Genomic DNA, 14,990 nt, shown 5'->3' on the forward strand with positions numbered 1-14,990 from the left:
CGCCGGCGTCGTTGCCAAGATCATCGAGTAATTGCGTGACGGCCCGGGCTCTGGCGAGCCCGGGTTCCACAACTCCGCGGCCCGCGGGCCGCAACGCTCTTTGAAGGAACCGTCATGCAAAAGCAAAAGATCCGCATCCGCCTGAAGGCATTCGATTACAAGCTGATCGACCAGTCGGCCCTGGAAATCGTCGACACCGCCAAGCGCACCGGCGCCATCGTCCGTGGCCCCGTGCCGCTGCCCACGCGCATGCAGCGCTTCGACATCCTGCGTTCGCCGCACGTCAACAAGACGTCGCGCGACCAGTTCGAGATCCGCACCCACCAGCGCCTGATGGACATCGTCGACCCGACCGACAAGACGGTCGATGCGCTGATGAAGCTCGACCTCCCCGCCGGCGTCGACGTCGAGATCAAGCTGCAGTAACCCCAAAACCACGCTCGACGTGGTGTGTGAGCGTGGCAGACCCTCGGGTCTGCTACACTCGCAGGCTTTTCGCGACTTCCGTGGCTCGTCCACGGCGTGATCGCGGGAAACAAGTCAACCCGGCCAATCGATGTCGGGTGTTGTGCAACCGGGCTTCTTGCATCAGGCAAGGGGCTGGAGAAGAACCATGACGACCGCAAGCGCGAGCCATCGGCTCGGATTGCTGGGCCGCAAGGTGGGCATGATGCGCATCTTCACGGACGACGGCGACGCCGTTCCCGTGACGGTGCTCGACGTGTCCAACAACCGCGTCGCCCAGGTCAAGACCGTCGAAACCGACGGCTACAGCGCCATCCAGGTGGCGTTTGGCACCCGTCGCGCCTCGCGCGTGACCAAGCCTGAAGCAGGGCACCTCGCCAAGGCGGGCGTGCTGGCAGGCGAAGTGCTCAAGGAATTCCGCGTGCCCGCCGAAGTGGCGGCCGAATACAAGCCGGGCGCCACCGTGCCCGTCACGTTGTTCGCCGCGGGCCAGATCGTCGACGTGCAGGGCACCTCGATCGGTAAGGGCTTCACGGGCACCATCAAGCGCCACAACTTCGGTTCGCAGCGCGCGTCCCACGGTAACAGCCGCTCGCACAACGTGCCCGGCTCGATCTCGATGGCGCAGGATCCTGGCCGCGTGTTCCCGGGCAAGAAGATGTCCGGCCACCGTGGCGACGAGACCGTGACGACCCAGAACCTCGACATCGTGCGCGTTGACGAAGCCCGTCAGCTGCTGCTGGTCAAGGGTGCCGTCCCGGGTGCCAAGAACGGCCACGTGGTCGTGCGTCCGGCCATCAAGGCCAAGGTTGCGAAGGGAGCCCAGTGATGCAACTCGAGCTCCTGAACGAACAAGGCCAGGCCACCGAGAAGGTGGACGCGCCCGATACCGTCTTCGCGCGTGACTACAACGAAGCGCTGGTGCACCAGATCGTCGTGGCCTACCAGGCCAATGCACGCCAGGGTACCCGCGCCCAGAAGGACCGCGGCGTCGTCAAGCACTCGACGAAGAAGCCGTTCCGCCAGAAGGGCACCGGCCGCGCTCGCGCCGGCATGACCTCGTCGCCGCTGTGGCGCGGGGGCGGTCGCATCTTCCCGAACAGCCCTGACGAGAACTTCACTCAGAAGGTCAACAAGAAGATGTACCGCGCCGGCATGGCGTCGATCCTGTCGCAGCTCGCGCGCGACGGTCGCCTGGCCGTGGTGGACTCGTTCACCGTCGACACGCCGAAGACCAAGCAGCTCGCCCAGAAGTTCAAGGGCATGGGCCTGGATTCGGTCATGGTCATCGCCGACAGCGTCGACGAGAACCTGCTGCTCGCTTCGCGCAACCTGGCCAACGTGCTGGTTGTCGAGCCGCGCTACGCTGATCCGCTGTCGCTGGTCTTCTACAAGAAGGTGCTGGTGACCAAGGCGGCCATCGAGCAGCTCAAGGAGATGTTTGCATGAGCACCGCTCCGCAAAAATTCGATGAGGGCCGCCTGGCTCAAGTGCTGGTCGCCCCGATCGTCTCGGAAAAGGCCACCAGCGTCGGCGAGAAGAACAACCAGGTGTTGTTCAAGGTGCTGCGCAACGCCACCAAGCCGGAGATTAAGGCTGCCGTCGAGCTGATGTTCAAGGTCGAAGTGGACTCCGTCCAGACCGTGAACCAGAAGGGCAAGGTCAAGCGTTTCGGTCGTTCGATCGGTCGCCGTGACCACGTCAAGAAGGCCTATGTGTGCCTGAAGAACGGCCAGGAACTGAACTTCTCCGGGGAGAGCGCGTAATGGCTGTCGTCAAGGTCAAGCCGACTTCGCCTGGCCGCCGTGCCGTGGTGAAGGTGGTGCACAAGCACCTGCACAAGGGTGCGCCGGAAGCATCGCTGCTCGAGCCGCAGAAGCAGAACGCCGGCCGCAACAACAACGGTCACATCACCATCCGCCACAAGGGCGGTGGCCACAAGCATCACTACCGCGTGGTGGACTTCCGTCGCAACAAGGACGGCATCCCGGCGAAGGTCGAGCGTATTGAATACGACCCGAACCGTACCGCCCACATCGCGCTGGTGTGCTACGCCGACGGTGAGCGCCGCTACGTGATCGCCCCGCGCGGTCTGGAAGTCGGCGCCACGCTGATGAGCGGTGCCGAGGCCCCGATCAAGGCCGGCAACACGCTGCCGATCCGCAACATCCCGGTGGGCTCGATCGTCCACTGCGTCGAGCTGCTGCCCGGCAAGGGCGCGCAGATCGCACGCTCGGCCGGCACATCGGTGACGCTGATGGCCCGTGAAGGCGCCTACGCCCAGCTTCGGCTGCGCTCGGGTGAAGTCCGTCGCATCCACATCGATTGCCGCGCCACCATCGGTGAAGTGAGCAACGAAGAGCACAGCCTGCGCCAGTACGGCAAGGCCGGTGCGATCCGCTGGAAGGGCATCCGCCCGACCGTCCGCGGTGTGGCGATGAACCCGGTGGATCACCCGCACGGTGGTGGTGAAGGTCGTACCGGCGAAGGCCAGGTGCCTGTGTCGCCGTGGAACACGATGACCAAGGGCTACCGTACCCGCAGCAACAAGCGCACGCAGACGTTTATCGTCTCGCGTCGCAAGAAGTAAACAGGCGGAGGACAGCCATGACACGTTCTCTCAAGAAGGGCCCCTTCGTCGACCAACACCTTCAGGCCAAGGTCGAGAAGGCGGTGGCCATCAAGGACAAGAAGCCGATCAAGACCTGGTCGCGCCGCTCGACGATCCTCCCCGAATTCATCGGTCTGACGATCGCCGTGCACAACGGCAAGCAACACGTGCCGGTGTACGTGAGCGACCAGATGGTCGGCCACAAGCTTGGCGAATTCGCTCTGACGCGGACCTTCAAGGGTCACCCGGCAGACAAGAAGGCCAAGAAGTAAAGGACAGCGACGATGGAAACCCAAGCAATCGTTCGCGGCGTGCGCCTTTCCTGCGACAAGGGTCGGCTGGTGGCCGACCTGATCCGCGGCAAGAAGGTCGATCAGGCGCTCAACATCCTGACGTTCACGCCCAAGAAGGCCGCCGGCATCATCAAGAAGGCGCTCGAGTCGGCCATCGCCAACGCCGAGCACAACGACGGTGCCGACATCGACGAACTGCGCGTCAAGTCGATCTACGTGGAGCAAGGCGCCACGCTGAAGCGGTTTTCCGCCCGGGCCAAGGGCCGCGGCAACCGCATCAGCAAGCCGACCGCGCACATCTACGTGACCGTCGGCAACTAAAGGAAGACCATGGGACAGAAGATCCATCCGACCGGCTTCCGACTGCCCGTCACCCGTGCCTGGGCTTCGCGCTGGTTCGCGAACAACAAGAACTTCGCCACGATGCTGGCCGAGGATCTGGATGTTCGTGAGTACCTGAAGGCGAAGCTGAAGAACGCCGCGGTGTCGCGCGTTCTGATCGAGCGCCCCGCCAAGAACGCCCGCATCACCATCTTCTCGGCGCGTCCGGGCGTGGTGATCGGCAAGAAGGGCGAGGACATCGAAAACCTGAAGGCCGAACTGACCCGCCGCCTCGGCGTGCCGGTCGCGGTGAACATCGAAGAAGTGCGCAAGCCTGAAGTCGATGCTCAGTTGATCGCCGACTCGATCACCCAGCAGCTCGAGAAGCGCATCATGTTCCGCCGCGCCATGAAGCGCGCCATGCAGAACGCGATGCGCCTGGGCGCGCAGGGCATCAAAATCATGTCGTCGGGCCGCCTGAACGGCATCGAAATCGCCCGCTGCGAGTGGTACCGCGAAGGTCGCGTGCCCCTTCACACCTTGAAGGCCGACATCGACTATGGCTTCTCCGAAGCCAAGACGACCTACGGCGTCATCGGCGTGAAGGTGTGGGTCTACCGCGGCGATCGCCTCGCCAACGGTGAAGTGCCCGCGCTCAAGTCGGACGTACCGGAAGACGATCGTCGCCCGCGCCGTGGCCCGCGTCCTGGTGGTGCCCCGGGTGGCCGTGGCCGCCCTGGCGAACGCCGTGACGGCGCCGCACCTTCGGGTGACGCGCGCGGCCCGGTCGGCGCGAAGCGCGTGCCGCGCACGGCCACGGCCGTGCCCGGTGCCAAAGGAGAATAAAAATGCTGCAACCTTCCCGTCGTAAGTTCCGCAAGGAACAGAAGGGCCGCAACACCGGCGTGGCCACGCGCGGCGCTGCCGTGTCGTTCGGCGAATTCGGCCTGAAGGCCACCGAGCGCGGCCGCCTGACGGCGCGCCAGATCGAAGCGGCTCGCCGCGCGATCTCGCGTCACATCAAGCGCGGCGGTCGGATCTTCATCCGGATCTTTCCGGACAAGCCGATTTCGCAAAAGCCTGCCGAAGTCCGCATGGGCAACGGCAAGGGCAACCCCGAGTACTACGTCGCCGAGATCCAGCCCGGCAAGGTGTTGTACGAGATCAATGGTGTGCCCGAAGCCCTGGCCCGCGAAGCGTTCACGCTTGCAGCGGCCAAGCTGCCCCTGAGCTGCACGTTCGTCGTGCGCCAGGTCGGCACCTGATCGAAGGAAACACCATGAAAGCATCCGAACTGCGTACCAAGGACGTGGCGGCGCTCGAGAAGGAAGTCTCCGACCTGCTGAAGGCCCATTTCGGCCTGCGCATGCAGAAGGCGACCCAGCAGCTCAGCAACCACACCGTTCTCCGCAAGACCCGTCGTGACATCGCACGTGCCAAGACGGTGCTGAACGAGAAGAAGAAGGAGGCCGCGAAATGAGCGAGCAAGCCACCGAGCAGACGCAAGAGAAGGTCACGCCGAACCGCGTGCCCCGTTCGTTCATCGGCACGATCGTCAGCGACAAGCGCTCGAAGACGGTCACCGTGCTGGTGGAGCGTCGTCACATGCACGAGCTGTACGGCAAGATCGTCGCGCGTTCCAACAAGTACCACGCCCACGACGAAGCGGGCGAGTACAAGATGGGCGACGTGGTCGAGATCACCGAAGGTCGTCCGATCTCGAAGACCAAGTCCTGGCGCGTCACGCGCCTGGTGAAGAAGGCGGAAGCGGTTTAAGCGCTGCTGCTGCCCACGACGGCCGGTTCGCTATCTCGATGGCGGCCGGCCGTTTTCCATGGTGTCATTCACTTGACGGAGCACATCCCATGCTGAAGATCGGAGACCGGCTTCCCTCGGTCACGCTGCAGGAATTCATCGACGTGGAAACCGAAGGCTGCGCCCTCGGCCCCAACCCCGTGGAGCTGGACAAGGCGCTGGCCGGCAAGACCGTGGCCATCTTCGCCTTGCCGGGCGCGTACACGCCAACCTGTTCGGCCAAGCATGTGCCGGGCTACGTGGCGCAGGCCGATGCGCTGCGCGGCGCTGGCGTGGACGAAATCTGGTGCATCTCGGTCAACGACGCCTTCGTCATGGGAGCCTGGGGCCGCGAGCAGGGCGTCGCCGGCAAGGTGCGCATGATCGCGGATGGCAGCGGTGAATTCACCCGGGCCGTGGGCCTGACGCTGGACCTCACGGCCCGCGGCATGGGCGTGCGCTCGCAGCGCTACTCCATGCTGGTGGTGGATGGCGTCGTGAAGTCGCTGGACATCGAGGCGCCGGGCAAGTTCGAGGTGAGCGACGCCGACACCATGGTCAAGCGCGCCACCGCCCAGGCGGTCGCCCAATGATTTTCGCCGGGCCTGTTGACAGGCCCGGCACTTCGACGCGATAATCGCGCCTTCGCCGCAAATCTGGTTTGTTTTCGAGCCCGCCGCCAGCGTCATGCGCAGCGCAGCAGGTCGAGCGAACAAGCCGATGAGCGGATCCGCCCACACCACGGGCCCAAGACTGCCTGGCGGGCAGCGCTGAAGTTCTCGGCGCGCCATCAGCCCGACAAGTTGGGATGACAACATGATCCAAATGCAATCGCGGCTTGACGTCGCGGACAACACTGGCGCGAAGTCCGTCATGTGCATCAAGGTGCTTGGTGGCTCCAAGCGTCGCTATGCCGGTATCGGCGACGTGATCAAGGTCAGCATCAAGGAAGCTGCACCGCGTGGTCGCGTGAAGAAGGGCGAGGTCTACAGCGCCGTGGTCGTGCGTACCGCCAAGGGCGTGCGTCGCCAGGACGGCTCGCTGGTGAAGTTCGACGGCAACGCTGCCGTCCTGCTGAACGCCAAGCTGGAGCCCATCGGCACCCGCATCTTCGGCCCCGTGACGCGTGAACTGCGTACCGAGCGCTTCATGAAGATCGTCTCGCTCGCGCCGGAAGTCCTCTGACGCCTGCTAGCAAGGACAAGCAAGCCATGAACAAGATTCGCAAAGGTGACCAGGTCGTCGTTCTGACCGGTCGCGACAAGGGCAAGCGGGGCGTCGTCGCTCAGCGCGTCGACGCCGACCACATCGTGGTCGAAGGCGTGAACGTGGTGAAGAAGCACGTCAAGCCGAACCCCATGAAGGGCACCACCGGCGGCGTGGTCGACAAGACGATGCCGATCCACCAGTCCAACGTCGCGATCTTCAACGCGGCCACGGGCAAGGCGGATCGCGTGGGCGTCAAGCTGCTGGATGACGGCAAGAAGGTCCGCGTCTTCAAGTCCAGCGGCGAAGAGATCAAGGCTTAAACATCATGGCGCAAGACAAAGCAGCCCAAAAGGCGAGCAAGGCCCCGAAGGCCGAGAAGTCGGTGGCAGTGCCGGCGGGTGAATCGTCGCCGGTCGGCGTCGCTCGCCTGCAGGCGATCTACCGCGAAACCATCGCCCCCAGCCTGGTCGAGAAGTTCGGCTACAAGTCGCCGATGCAGGTGCCCCGCATCACCAAGATCACGCTGAATATGGGCGTGAGCGAGGCGGTGTCGGACAAGAAGGTGATGGACCACGCGGTGGCCGACCTGACCAAGATCGCCGGCCAGAAGCCCGTGGTGACCAAGTCGAAGAAGGCCATCGCCGGCTTCAAGATCCGCGACGGCGTGCCCATCGGCTGCATGGTGACGCTGCGTGGCACCCGCATGTACGAATTCCTTGACCGTTTCGTCACCGTGGCTCTGCCGCGTGTGCGCGACTTCCGTGGTATCTCGGGTCGCGCTTTCGACGGCCGGGGCAACTACAACATCGGCGTCAAAGAACAGATCATCTTCCCCGAAGTCGACTACGACAAGGTGGATGCGCTGCGCGGTCTGAACATCAGCATCACGACCACCGCCAAGACCGACGACGAAGCCAAGGCCCTGTTGACCGCCTTCCGCTTCCCGTTCAAGAACTGAGGTGCCCCGTGGCTAAAGTTTCCCTGATCCAACGCGAGCTGAAGCGCGAGCAACTCGCCGCCAAGTATTCCAAGAAGTACAACGACCTGAAGGCGATCATCAACGACTTCAAGCGTACTGAGGAAGAGCGCTACGCCGCCCGCCTCGAGCTGCAGCAGCTGCCCCGCAATGCGTACCCGACCCGCCAGCGCAACCGTTGCGAGCTGACCGGCCGCCCGCGCGGCACGTTCCGCAAGTTCGGCCTCGCCCGCAGCAAGATCCGTGACCTGGCGTTCAAGGGTGACATCCCTGGCGTCATCAAGGCCAGCTGGTAATCGGCACTCGAAGGAGATCCAGAAATGAGCATGAGTGATCCGATCGCCGACATGCTGACTCGCATCCGCAACGCGCAGATGGTCGAGAAAGCCACGGTGACGATGCCTTCTTCGAAGCTGAAGGTGGCCATTGCCCAAGTCCTGAAGGACGAGGGCTACATCGAGAACTTCGCCGTCAAGGGCGACGGCAAGGCCGAACTCGAAGTGGCGCTGAAGTACTACGCCGGCCGCCCGGTGATCGAGCGCATCGAGCGTGTGAGCCGCCCTGGTCTGCGTGTCTACCGTGGCCGCCACGACATCCCCCAGGTCATGAACGGCCTGGGTGTTGCCATCGTGACGACGCCGCGTGGCGTGATGACCGATCGCAAGGCGCGCCAAGCCGGTATCGGCGGCGAAGTGCTCTGCTACGTCGCGTAAGGGGAGTCTGAAATGTCCCGCGTAGGAAAAATGCCGGTCGTCGTCCCGCAAGGCGTGGACGTGGCCATCAAGGACGAGCAGATCGTCGTGAAGGGCGCGTTGGGCTCGCTGTCCCGCCCGGTGCACGGTCTGGTCAAGGTGAAGACCGAGGGCGGTGCCCTGCTGGTCGCGCCCGCCGACGAGTCGGCGGCTGCCAATGCGATGAGCGGTACCGTGCGCGCCCTGGTGGCGAACATGGTGACGGGCGTCAGCAAGGGCTTCGAGCGCAAGCTGAACCTGGTCGGCGTGGGCTTCCGTGCCCAGGCCACGGGCCAGAAGCTGAACCTGCAGATCGGGTTCTCGCATCCGGTGGTCAAGGAAATGCCGGCTGGCATCACCGTGACCTGCCCGACGCAGACCGAGATCCTGATCAAGGGTGCAGACCGCCAGGTGGTCGGCCAGGTCGCGGCAGAAGTGCGCGCCTTCCGTCCGCCCGAGCCTTACAAGGGCAAGGGGATCCGCTACAGCGATGAGCGTGTGGTCCTCAAAGAGACCAAGAAGAAGTAAGGAGCGGCCACATCATGACGACGACGACCAAGAAGGAACAACGCCTGCGCCGCTCGCGGCAGACGCGTGTCCGCATCGCGATCCAACGCGTTGCACGCCTGACGGTGTTCCGCTCCAACCTGCACATCTACGCCAACGTGCTGTCCGACGACGGCACCAAGGTGCTGGCCAGCGCTTCGACCGCCGAGAAGGAAGTCCGCGAGCAGCTGGGCGCCGCCGGCAAGGGTGGCAACGCTGCAGCAGCCTCGATCGTGGGCAAGCGCATCGCCGAGAAGGCGAAGGCCGCGGGCATCGAGAAGGTGGCTTTCGACCGGGCTGGCTTTGCCTACCACGGCCGCGTGAAGGCACTGGCTGACGCTGCGCGCGAAGCCGGCCTGCAGTTCTGATTGAATTGAGGAACTAAACATGGCGAAGTTTCAACCTCGCGCCCAGACCGAAGCGAACGACGACGGTCTGAAGGAAAAGATGATTGCGGTGAACCGCGTCACCAAGGTGGTCAAGGGCGGCCGCACGCTGAGTTTCGCTGCGCTGACCGTGGTCGGTGACGGCGACGGCCGCATCGGCATGGGCAAGGGCAAGGCCAAGGAAGTGCCGGTTGCGGTGCAGAAGGCCATGGACTCGGCCCGCCGCAACATGGTCAAGGTTTCGCTGAAGAACGGCACCATCCACCACACGGTGCGTGGTGTTCACGGCGCAGCCAAGGTCATGATGGGCCCGGCCAAGCCGGGTGACGGCATCATCGCCGGCGGCCCGATGCGCGCCGTGTTCGAAGTGATGGGCGTGACCGACATCGTGGCCAAGAGCTTCGGTTCGACCAACCCCTACAACATGGTTCGTGCAACGCTCGACGCGCTGAAGAACTCGACGACGCCTGCCTCGGTCGCTGCAAAGCGTGGCAAGACGGTCGAAGAAATCTTCAACTGAGCCTGCGGACCGGAGAACTTTCATGTCCGACAAGAAAACCCTGACCGTGAAGTTGGTCAAGAGCGTCGCGGGTACCCGCCAGTCGCACCGCGATACGGTGCGCGGCCTCGGCCTGCGCAAGCTCAACAGTGAGCGCCAGCTGGAAGACACGCCGGCCGTGCGCGGCATGATCAACAAGGTCGCCTACCTCGTGAAGGTGCTGTGATGCAACTCAACACGATCAAGCCGGGAAGCGGCTCCAAGCATGCGAAGCGCCGGGTCGGCCGTGGTATCGGCTCCGGTCTGGGCAAGACCGCTGGTCGCGGCCACAAGGGTCAGAAGTCCCGTGCGGGCGGCTACCACAAGGTCGGCTTCGAAGGCGGCCAGATGCCTCTGCAGCGCCGCCTGCCGAAGCGTGGCTTCAAGTCGCATTCGCTGAAGTACAACGCCGAAATCACGCTGGCCGATCTGGAAGCGCTGGCCGCCGACGAGGTCACGCTGGTGATGCTGAAGCAAGCCGGCCTGGTGGGCGAGCTGGCGAAGGTGGTCAAGGTCATCAAGTCGGGCGAGCTGACCAAGAAGGTTTCGCTGCAGGGCATCGGCGCGACTGCCGGCGCCAAGGCTGCCATCGAAGCCGCAGGCGGTTCGCTGGCCTGATAGCGCGAGCTGCAAGGACAACCTCGAGTGTCAACCAACGCCAATCAGCTGGCCAAGAGCGGCAAGTTCGGTGACTTGCGTCGCCGGCTTGTGTTCCTGCTTCTGGCACTGGTCGTCTACCGCATCGGCGCTCACGTGCCGGTGCCGGGCATCGATCCGGTGCAGCTGCAGCAGCTGTTCAAGAGCCAGAGCGGCGGCATCCTGAACCTGTTCAACATGTTCTCGGGCGGGGCGCTGTCGCGCTTCACCGTGTTCGCGTTGGGCATCATGCCGTACATCTCGGCGTCGATCATCATGCAGTTGATGACCTACGTCGTGCCCACGCTCGAAGCGCTGAAGAAGGAAGGCGAGTCGGGCCGCCGGAAGATCACCCAGTACACGCGCTACGGCACGTTGGGACTGGCCATCTTCCAGTCCCTGGGCATTGCGCTGGCGTTGGAAGGTTCGCCCGGCTTGGTGCTCGCGCCCGGCTTCGGCTTCCGGATGACGACGGTGGTCAGCCTGGTGGCCGGAACGATGTTCCTGATGTGGCTGGGTGAGCAGATCACCGAGCGTGGGCTGGGCAACGGCATCTCGATCCTGATCTTTGCGGGCATCGCCGCTGGCCTGCCGAGCGCTGTGGGCGGCTTGTTCGAGCTGGTGCGCACCGGTGCGATGAGCATCATCGCTTCGTTGTTCATCATCGCCGTCATCATCCTGGTGACCTTCGCGGTGGTGTTCGTGGAGCGCGGTCAACGCAAGATCCTGGTCAACTATGCCAAGCGGCAGGTCGGGAACAAGGTGTACGGCGGCCAGTCGTCGCACCTGCCGCTCAAGCTCAACATGTCCGGCGTGATCCCGCCGATCTTCGCGTCGTCGATCATCCTGTTGCCGGCGACGGTGGTGGGTTGGTTTGCGACCGGCGAGGGTCTGCAGTGGCTGAAGGACATCTCCGGGGCGCTGTCGCCGGGGCAGCCGATCTACGTGATGCTGTATGCCGCGATGATCGTGTTCTTCTGCTTCTTCTACACCGCCCTGGTGTTCAACAGCCGCGAGACCGCTGACAACCTGAAGAAGAGTGGCGCTTTCATCCCGGGCATCCGGCCGGGTGACCAGACCGCGAGGTACATCGATCGCATCCTGTCGCGGCTGACGCTGGCCGGTGCGGTGTACATCACGGCGGTGTGCCTGCTGCCCGAGTTCCTGGTGCTGAAGTACAACGTGCCGTTCTATTTCGGTGGAACGTCGTTGCTGATCATCGTAGTGGTGACCATGGACTTCTGGGCGCAAGTCCAGAGCTATGTGATGAGTCAGCAGTATGAGTCGTTGCTGAAGAAGGCCAACTTCAAGGCAAGCTGAAGCGCGAGACCGTATGGCAAAAGACGATGTCATCCAGATGCAGGGGGAGATTCTCGAAAACCTCCCCAACGCAACCTTCCGTGTGAAGCTCGAGAACGGCCACGTGGTTCTCGGACATATCTCCGGAAAGATGCGCATGCATTACATCCGCATTCTTCCCGGCGACAAGGTCACCGTGGAGCTCACCCCGTATGACTTGAGCCGGGCACGCATTGTGTTCCGCGCGAAATAAGGAGAAGACCATGAAAGTTGCAGCATCGGTCAAGAAGATGTGTCGCAATTGCAAGATCATCCGCCGCAAGGGCGTGGTGCGTGTGATCTGTACCGACCCGCGCCATAAGCAGCGCCAGGGTTGATCAGCGCCGAACCAGATTAAGAGGACACCATGGCACGCATTGCTGGTATCAACATTCCGCAGCACAAGCACACCGAGATCGGCCTGACGTCGATCTACGGCATCGGTCGCACGACCGCGCAGAAGATCTGCGTCGCTGCTGGCATCGAGTTCAACAAGAAGGTCAAGGACCTGACCGACGCCGACCTGGAGAAGATCCGGGACGAGATCGGCCGCATGACGATCGAAGGCGACCTGCGTCGCGAGCAGTCGATCAACATCAAGCGCCTGATGGACCTCGGCTGCTACCGCGGCATGCGTCATCGCCGTGGCCTGCCGGTGCGTGGTCAACGCACGAAGACGAACGCCCGCACCCGCAAGGGTCCGCGCAAGTCCGGCGCGCTGGTCAAGAAGTGATCGACGCGGTCGGCAACGGATTGAAGGATTAAGACATGGCCAAGGCACCCAACAACAGCGCAGCACGTCGTGTGAGCAAGAAGGTCCGCAAGAACATTGCGGACGGCATCGCTCACGTGCACGCGTCGTTCAACAACACCATCATCACGATCACGGACCGCCAGGGCGGCGCGTTGTCGTGGGCCTCGAGCGGCGGCCAGGGCTTCAAGGGTTCGCGCAAGAGCACCCCGTTCGCGGCCCAGGTGGCTGCGGAAACCGCAGGCCGTGCAGCGCAGGAACAAGGTATTAAGAACCTCGACGTGCGGATCAAGGGCCCCGGCCCGGGCCGTGAGTCGTCGGTGCGTGCACTGGCATCGCTGGGCATCCGCATCACGTCGATCTCCGACGTGACGCCGGTGCCGCACAACGGTTGCCGTCCGCAGAAGCGTCGCCGCATCTAAGCGACGTTCCAAGGACGTCGGTAGCGTCTCCAGGGCGCTGCCGACGTTTGTCCTTCAGCCCACCGTTCGTGCCGTGACGTCGGCGCGGACTCACGCGACAAACATCGGTCGCGTCAGATAAACAAGGAAAACCAAGTGGCACGTTACCTCGGCCCCAAGGCCAAACTCTCGCGCCGTGAAGGCACCGACCTCTACCTGAAGAGCGCGCGTCGCCCCATCGGCGACAAGGCGAAGTTCGACAGCAAGCCGGGTCAGCACGGCCGCACCAGCGGTTCGCGTACCAGCGACTTCGGTCTGCAGCTGCGCGAGAAGCAAAAGGTCAAGCGCATGTACGGCGTGCTGGAACGCCAGTTCCGCCGCTACTTCGAGGAGGCTGAACGCCGCCGCGGCAACACCGGTACCAACCTGTTGACGCTGCTGGAATCGCGCCTCGACAACGTGGTGTACCGCATGGGCTTCGGCTCGACCCGCGCCGAAGCTCGCCAGCTGGTGTCGCACAAGTCGATCACCGTCAACGGCCAGGTCGTGAACATCGCTTCGTACATGGTCAAGGCGGGCGACGTGGTCGCCGTGCGTGAAAAGGCCAAGAAGCAGCTGCGTGTGACCGAGTCGCTGAAGCTGGCTCAATCCATCGGCATGCCGGCCTGGGTCGAAGTGAACGAGTCGAAGCTGGAAGGCGTCTTCAAGAAGACCCCGGATCGCGACGAATTCGGCGCCGAGATCAAGGAAGCGCTGATCGTGGAACTCTACTCGCGCTGATCCAGGCGACTGACGCGCGTGCGGCCGTGTGGCCGCGCGCGCGCGTTTTGTTTTCGGCCGCTGTGTTTGCCGGGCACGCAGCGGCCTCGCATGGCCCGACATGTCCATCAGCCTTATCGGTGTAACGAGCCGAGGGTATTGACAGGAACACCACTCAATGCAAACCAATCTGCTGAAACCCAAAGCCATCCAAGTCGAGCCGCTGGGCGATCGCCGTGCCAAGGTGACGCTCGAGCCGTTCGAGCGGGGCTACGGGCACACGCTGGGCAATGCCCTGCGCCGTGTGCTGCTGTCGTCGATGGTGGGTTACGCGCCGACGGAAGTCACCATCGCCGGCGTGCTGCACGAGTACTCGACTGTCGACGGCGTTCAGGAAGATGTGGTCCACATCATGCTGAACCTGAAGGGCGTGACGTTCCGTCTGCACAACCGCGACGAAGTGACCCTGGTGCTGCGCAAGGAGGGCGAAGGCCCCGTGACTGCCGGCGACATCCAGACGCCGCACGACGTCGAGGTCATCAACCCCGACCACGTGATCGCGCACCTGGCCAAGGGCGGCAAGCTCGATATGCAGATCAAGGTCGAAAAGGGCCGTGGTTACGTGCCGGGCAACCTGCGCCGCTTCGGTGACGAGCCCACGAAGTCGATCGGCCGCATCGTGCTGGACGCTTCGTTCTCGCCGGTGCGCCGCGTGAGCTATGCCGTCGAGAACGCCCGCGTCGAGCAGCGTACCGACCTGGACAAGCTCGTGATGGAGATCGAGACCAACGGTGCGATCAGCCCCGAGGAAGCCATCCGTGCTTCGGCCAAGATCCTGGTCGAGCAGCTGGTGGTGTTCGCTCAGCTGCCGCACGAAGACGGCGAGATCTTCCAGGCGCCTTCGGCACCGCGAGCCGGTGGCAACTTCGATCCGATCCTGCTGCGCCCGGTCGACGAGCTCGAGCTGACGGTGCGTTCGGCCAACTGCCTGAAGGCCGAAAACATCTACTACATCGGCGACCTGATCCAGCGCACCGAGACCGAGCTGCTGAAGACGCCGAACCTCGGCCGCAAGTCGCTGAACGAGATCAAGGAAGTGCTGGCATCGCGCGGGCTGACGCTCGGCGCGCGCCTCGAGAACTGGCCGCCCCAGGGCCTGGACAAGCGTTAATCAAACGCTGTCATGTGCAACCCCCGGTACCTGATCCGGCCGGGGTTCAATAAGTAAAGGAACG

General features: G+C 63.7%; 29 protein-coding genes. All 29 read left to right on the forward strand.

From position 1 onward, the window contains the following. Window positions 1-114 precede the first annotated feature (114 nt). Window positions 115-426: a 30S ribosomal protein S10 gene (gene rpsJ / locus VO99_RS00005; RefSeq protein ID WP_046110754.1), complete on the forward strand. Its 312-nt coding sequence runs from the start codon at window positions 115-117 to the stop codon at window positions 424-426. 187 nt (window positions 427-613) lie between these two features. After that, window positions 614-1,294, forward strand: a complete 681-nt coding sequence (rplC, locus tag VO99_RS00010; RefSeq protein ID WP_046110755.1) for a 50S ribosomal protein L3 — start codon at window positions 614-616, stop codon at window positions 1,292-1,294. After that, window positions 1,294-1,914, forward strand: coding sequence for a 50S ribosomal protein L4 (gene rplD / locus VO99_RS00015; protein ID WP_046110756.1), 621 nt, complete (start codon window positions 1,294-1,296; stop codon window positions 1,912-1,914). The genes rplC and rplD overlap by 1 nt, the downstream gene beginning before the upstream one ends. Beyond that, entirely contained in the window at window positions 1,911-2,231 is a 321-nt protein-coding gene (rplW, locus tag VO99_RS00020) for a 50S ribosomal protein L23 (protein WP_046110757.1), read from the forward strand. Before rplD ends, rplW begins: the two co-directional genes overlap by 4 nt. Beyond that, window positions 2,231-3,055 (forward strand): 50S ribosomal protein L2, encoded by an 825-nt coding sequence (rplB, locus tag VO99_RS00025; RefSeq protein WP_046110758.1) that lies wholly within the window; start codon window positions 2,231-2,233, stop codon window positions 3,053-3,055. Before rplW ends, rplB begins: the two co-directional genes overlap by 1 nt. Window positions 3,056-3,072: 17 nt before the next feature. Then, window positions 3,073-3,348 carry a 30S ribosomal protein S19 gene (gene rpsS, locus VO99_RS00030; RefSeq protein ID WP_046110759.1) on the forward strand — a complete coding sequence of 92 codons (276 nt, stop codon included), beginning with the start codon at window positions 3,073-3,075 and terminating at the stop codon, window positions 3,346-3,348. 12 nt (window positions 3,349-3,360) lie between these two features. Then, window positions 3,361-3,690, forward strand: coding sequence for a 50S ribosomal protein L22 (gene rplV, locus VO99_RS00035; RefSeq protein ID WP_046110760.1), 330 nt, complete (start codon window positions 3,361-3,363; stop codon window positions 3,688-3,690). Window positions 3,691-3,699: 9 nt separating this feature from the next. Then, the gene (gene rpsC, locus VO99_RS00040; protein ID WP_046110761.1) at window positions 3,700-4,536 is read left to right on the forward strand and encodes a 30S ribosomal protein S3; all 837 of its coding nucleotides are present in this window, start codon (window positions 3,700-3,702) and stop codon (window positions 4,534-4,536) included. 2 nt (window positions 4,537-4,538) lie between these two features. Further along, window positions 4,539-4,955 carry a 50S ribosomal protein L16 gene (gene rplP / locus VO99_RS00045; protein ID WP_046110762.1) on the forward strand — a complete coding sequence of 139 codons (417 nt, stop codon included), beginning with the start codon at window positions 4,539-4,541 and terminating at the stop codon, window positions 4,953-4,955. Between the two features lie 14 nt (window positions 4,956-4,969). After that, the gene (gene rpmC, locus VO99_RS00050; protein WP_046110763.1) at window positions 4,970-5,170 is read left to right on the forward strand and encodes a 50S ribosomal protein L29; all 201 of its coding nucleotides are present in this window, start codon (window positions 4,970-4,972) and stop codon (window positions 5,168-5,170) included. After that, window positions 5,167-5,466: a 30S ribosomal protein S17 gene (gene rpsQ / locus VO99_RS00055; RefSeq protein WP_046110764.1), complete on the forward strand. Its 300-nt coding sequence runs from the start codon at window positions 5,167-5,169 to the stop codon at window positions 5,464-5,466. Before rpmC ends, rpsQ begins: the two co-directional genes overlap by 4 nt. Before the next feature lie 89 nt (window positions 5,467-5,555). Beyond that, window positions 5,556-6,077: a peroxiredoxin gene (locus VO99_RS00060; protein WP_046110765.1), complete on the forward strand. Its 522-nt coding sequence runs from the start codon at window positions 5,556-5,558 to the stop codon at window positions 6,075-6,077. Window positions 6,078-6,300: 223 nt separating this feature from the next. Next, entirely contained in the window at window positions 6,301-6,669 is a 369-nt protein-coding gene (gene rplN, locus VO99_RS00065; protein WP_011831006.1) for a 50S ribosomal protein L14, read from the forward strand. A 26-nt stretch (window positions 6,670-6,695) separates the two neighbouring features. Continuing rightward, window positions 6,696-7,013 carry a 50S ribosomal protein L24 gene (gene rplX / locus VO99_RS00070; RefSeq protein ID WP_046110766.1) on the forward strand — a complete coding sequence of 106 codons (318 nt, stop codon included), beginning with the start codon at window positions 6,696-6,698 and terminating at the stop codon, window positions 7,011-7,013. Window positions 7,014-7,018: 5 nt separating this feature from the next. Then, window positions 7,019-7,651, forward strand: a complete 633-nt coding sequence (gene rplE, locus VO99_RS00075) for a 50S ribosomal protein L5 (RefSeq protein WP_083440249.1) — start codon at window positions 7,019-7,021, stop codon at window positions 7,649-7,651. An 8-nt stretch (window positions 7,652-7,659) separates the two neighbouring features. Continuing rightward, on the forward strand, window positions 7,660-7,965 hold the full coding sequence (gene rpsN, locus VO99_RS00080) for a 30S ribosomal protein S14 (RefSeq protein ID WP_046110767.1): 306 nt from the start codon (window positions 7,660-7,662) through the stop codon (window positions 7,963-7,965). A 24-nt stretch (window positions 7,966-7,989) separates the two neighbouring features. Then, a complete protein-coding gene (rpsH, locus tag VO99_RS00085; protein ID WP_046110768.1) occupies window positions 7,990-8,382 on the forward strand; it encodes a 30S ribosomal protein S8 in 393 nt (130 codons plus the stop codon). A gap of 12 nt (window positions 8,383-8,394) precedes the next feature. Continuing rightward, on the forward strand, window positions 8,395-8,928 hold the full coding sequence (gene rplF, locus VO99_RS00090) for a 50S ribosomal protein L6 (RefSeq protein WP_046110769.1): 534 nt from the start codon (window positions 8,395-8,397) through the stop codon (window positions 8,926-8,928). 14 nt (window positions 8,929-8,942) lie between these two features. Further along, window positions 8,943-9,314 carry a 50S ribosomal protein L18 gene (gene rplR, locus VO99_RS00095; RefSeq protein WP_046110770.1) on the forward strand — a complete coding sequence of 124 codons (372 nt, stop codon included), beginning with the start codon at window positions 8,943-8,945 and terminating at the stop codon, window positions 9,312-9,314. Window positions 9,315-9,333: 19 nt separating this feature from the next. Beyond that, window positions 9,334-9,852 carry a 30S ribosomal protein S5 gene (gene rpsE, locus VO99_RS00100; RefSeq protein WP_046110771.1) on the forward strand — a complete coding sequence of 173 codons (519 nt, stop codon included), beginning with the start codon at window positions 9,334-9,336 and terminating at the stop codon, window positions 9,850-9,852. A gap of 22 nt (window positions 9,853-9,874) precedes the next feature. Further along, the gene (rpmD, locus tag VO99_RS00105) at window positions 9,875-10,057 is read left to right on the forward strand and encodes a 50S ribosomal protein L30 (protein WP_046110772.1); all 183 of its coding nucleotides are present in this window, start codon (window positions 9,875-9,877) and stop codon (window positions 10,055-10,057) included. Next, on the forward strand, window positions 10,057-10,488 hold the full coding sequence (gene rplO / locus VO99_RS00110; protein WP_046110773.1) for a 50S ribosomal protein L15: 432 nt from the start codon (window positions 10,057-10,059) through the stop codon (window positions 10,486-10,488). The genes rpmD and rplO overlap by 1 nt, the downstream gene beginning before the upstream one ends. Before the next feature lie 27 nt (window positions 10,489-10,515). Continuing rightward, window positions 10,516-11,826, forward strand: coding sequence for a preprotein translocase subunit SecY (gene secY / locus VO99_RS00115; RefSeq protein ID WP_046110774.1), 1,311 nt, complete (start codon window positions 10,516-10,518; stop codon window positions 11,824-11,826). 13 nt (window positions 11,827-11,839) lie between these two features. Then, the gene (gene infA, locus VO99_RS00120; protein WP_009855680.1) at window positions 11,840-12,058 is read left to right on the forward strand and encodes a translation initiation factor IF-1; all 219 of its coding nucleotides are present in this window, start codon (window positions 11,840-11,842) and stop codon (window positions 12,056-12,058) included. A gap of 10 nt (window positions 12,059-12,068) precedes the next feature. Continuing rightward, window positions 12,069-12,182 carry a 50S ribosomal protein L36 gene (gene rpmJ / locus VO99_RS29315; protein WP_009548427.1) on the forward strand — a complete coding sequence of 38 codons (114 nt, stop codon included), beginning with the start codon at window positions 12,069-12,071 and terminating at the stop codon, window positions 12,180-12,182. A 29-nt stretch (window positions 12,183-12,211) separates the two neighbouring features. Further along, window positions 12,212-12,577: a 30S ribosomal protein S13 gene (gene rpsM, locus VO99_RS00125; RefSeq protein ID WP_046110775.1), complete on the forward strand. Its 366-nt coding sequence runs from the start codon at window positions 12,212-12,214 to the stop codon at window positions 12,575-12,577. 35 nt (window positions 12,578-12,612) lie between these two features. After that, a complete protein-coding gene (gene rpsK, locus VO99_RS00130; RefSeq protein ID WP_046110776.1) occupies window positions 12,613-13,017 on the forward strand; it encodes a 30S ribosomal protein S11 in 405 nt (134 codons plus the stop codon). A 135-nt stretch (window positions 13,018-13,152) separates the two neighbouring features. Next, a complete protein-coding gene (gene rpsD / locus VO99_RS00135) occupies window positions 13,153-13,776 on the forward strand; it encodes a 30S ribosomal protein S4 (protein WP_046110777.1) in 624 nt (207 codons plus the stop codon). A 157-nt stretch (window positions 13,777-13,933) separates the two neighbouring features. Beyond that, complete coding sequence (locus tag VO99_RS00140) at window positions 13,934-14,926, forward strand: DNA-directed RNA polymerase subunit alpha (RefSeq protein WP_046110778.1); 993 nt, start codon at window positions 13,934-13,936, stop codon at window positions 14,924-14,926. Window positions 14,927-14,990: the final 64 nt, after the last annotated feature.

The sequence above is a fragment of the Aquincola tertiaricarbonis genome (genome assembly GCF_000969605.1).
Classification (GTDB): domain Bacteria; phylum Pseudomonadota; class Gammaproteobacteria; order Burkholderiales; family Burkholderiaceae_C; genus Aquincola; species Aquincola tertiaricarbonis.